General features: G+C 56.2%; 4 protein-coding genes. 2 read left to right on the top strand and 2 right to left on the bottom strand.

The window, feature by feature from the left end; all coding sequences use genetic code 11:
* Positions 1 to 53: 53 nt before the first annotated feature.
* Both HX846_RS22820 and HX846_RS22815 read right to left on the bottom strand, forming a co-directional pair.
* Complete coding sequence (locus HX846_RS22820; RefSeq protein WP_178966136.1) at positions 54 to 425, bottom strand: VOC family protein; 372 nt, start codon at positions 423 to 425, stop codon at positions 54 to 56.
* 151 nt (positions 426 to 576) lie between these two features.
* Complete coding sequence (locus HX846_RS22815; RefSeq protein ID WP_003219061.1) at positions 577 to 891, bottom strand: helix-turn-helix domain-containing protein; 315 nt, start codon at positions 889 to 891, stop codon at positions 577 to 579.
* Between the two features lie 306 nt (positions 892 to 1197).
* On the opposite strand from HX846_RS22815, the gene HX846_RS22810 reads away from it, so the two are divergent.
* On the top strand, positions 1198 to 1350 hold the full coding sequence (locus HX846_RS22810; RefSeq protein WP_157222851.1) for a hypothetical protein: 153 nt from the start codon (positions 1198 to 1200) through the stop codon (positions 1348 to 1350).
* Between the two features lies 1 nt (position 1351).
* Positions 1352 to 1698: PAS domain-containing protein (locus HX846_RS22805; RefSeq protein ID WP_178966135.1), on the top strand; the 347-nt coding region annotated here is incomplete at its 3' end.

Raw genomic sequence — 1698 nt, 5'->3', positions numbered from 1 at the left:
TGCTGGCCAGTGTCGGCGCCATCAGCCTCGAAGGGCGCTGGCGCCGCAAGCCGTTACGGGTTCACGGTGAACACCCGCAGGCGGTGGCCGTCGGGGTCCTGGGCGACAAAGGTGTAGCCGAAGTCCGCCTCGACCGGTGACTGGATGATGCTCATCCCGAGTTGCGCCCAGCGCGTGTGCAAATCGTCGACCGCTGCGATATCAGCGACGCAGAAACCCGCCTCGCTACCGCCAACCGAGGCGTGGGCCGCAGGCTCCACGGTATGGCGCGACCACAGGCCGAGTTTCACCCCGTTGTCGAGGATGAACAGCGCGAAGGTCGGCCCCAGCTCCACCGGCGGCTTGTCCAGCAGCCGGCTGTAGAGGTTGGCGCTGGTGGCCGGGCTGTCGACGTACAACAAAAAGTAATGGGCAATGCTATTCATGATGACTCCGTGGAATGACGCAGCAATGGCGCGGCTCAGTCCCTAGTCTAAGGGGCTGTCCTGTCAGTTCATGTCAGGAGTCATCAAGCAAAGAGCAGACAGTCAATCTGGCTGTCTGCTCTTTTTATTGCGTGCACGTGTGTTGCGAGCTCTAAGGCTTGGACAAGGCCTGGTCTACCGCTGCGATCAGCTTTCCCAGATCCTTCGGGGTGGCTTTGTGAATGACACCGAACAGATAAGCGCGCTGTTCCTCCTCGTCGACCAGGTCTGCGAAAAAGACTTTCAGCTTCACTCCCAGCGCCTCTGCGAACAAGAACAGTGCCTCGACGCTGGGTGTATAGGTGCCGGTTTCGAAGCGGCTGATGGTTTTAGGGTCAAAACCGGTTTTTTCACCTAGTTCAGCCTGAGTAAGCCCTGCGACCTTGCGGTAACGTCTGATGGCTGGACCCAAACTTGAAATGTGCATCGCTCAATTCCCATTTAGAATCAAGAACTTAACGATAAATCTTAAAATTAGACAACCGCATGTACCATCACCTTTTCTTGCAAAATGTGATGTAATTCGTAGAATCGGCATCTAGGACAAGTATTTGGTGGTCTCGTTTCAGAAGGCAGGTTTATGAAACAGGAAATCATTGCTCTCTCCTTACTCTCATAAATGTGCCCATAAAACGGACGCCTGGCAGGGACTGAAATGTCGCTCGTCAGTGCCACGCTTCATTGCGCCTCACGTGCCGGATACCCGAATTCAAGCCTAGTTGATCATCACTGAATGGATGATGAATTGCTGTGCAAAATCGTGGGTTTGCGTACCTTTGCGGCCAACCAGCCGATCGACGGCGCAGCCCGACTGGAAATACGAATCCGCCTGTCCTGCCTACCCGGTGGTCGAGAGGGCGATCGAATGCTGTCCATGGAGCTTTAACGTGCGTCTCAATTTGCCGGTCACTGCTGTTGAACAGACTTTTGGGGAGCAGCAACGGCTAATTTCCGCAACTGACGTCAACAGCCATATTACCTACTGCAACGCCGAGTTTGCCGCCATGAGCGGCTTTACCCAGGCCGAGCTGATCGGCAGCACCCACAACCTGGTGCGCCACCCGGACATGCCGCCCGCCGTGTTCCAGCTGATGTGGAGCTACCTCAAGGCCGGGCAGAGCTGGATGGGCGTGGTGAAGAACCGCTGCAAGAACGGCAACTATTATTGGGTCAGCGCCTATGTGACGCCGATTCTCGAAGACGGGCGGCTGATGGGCTACGAGTCGGTGCGGGT

The sequence above is a fragment of the Pseudomonas sp. K5002 genome (assembly GCF_013386655.1).
GTDB lineage: Bacteria > Pseudomonadota > Gammaproteobacteria > Pseudomonadales > Pseudomonadaceae > Aquipseudomonas.
The sequence above is the reverse complement of the archived record's forward strand: the minus strand, read 5'-3'. Positions and strand labels throughout refer to the sequence as shown.

Bases quoted from the DNA above. Each gene is read 5' to 3' on its own strand.
- HX846_RS22820 (WP_178966136.1), bottom strand. From the start codon at position 425: ATGAATAGCATTGCCCATTACTTTTTGTTGTACGTCGACAGCCCGGCC.
- HX846_RS22815 (WP_003219061.1), bottom strand. From the start codon at position 891: ATGCACATTTCAAGTTTGGGTCCAGCCATCAGACGTTACCGCAAGGTC.
- HX846_RS22810 (WP_157222851.1), top strand. From the start codon at position 1,198: ATGGATGATGAATTGCTGTGCAAAATCGTGGGTTTGCGTACCTTTGCG.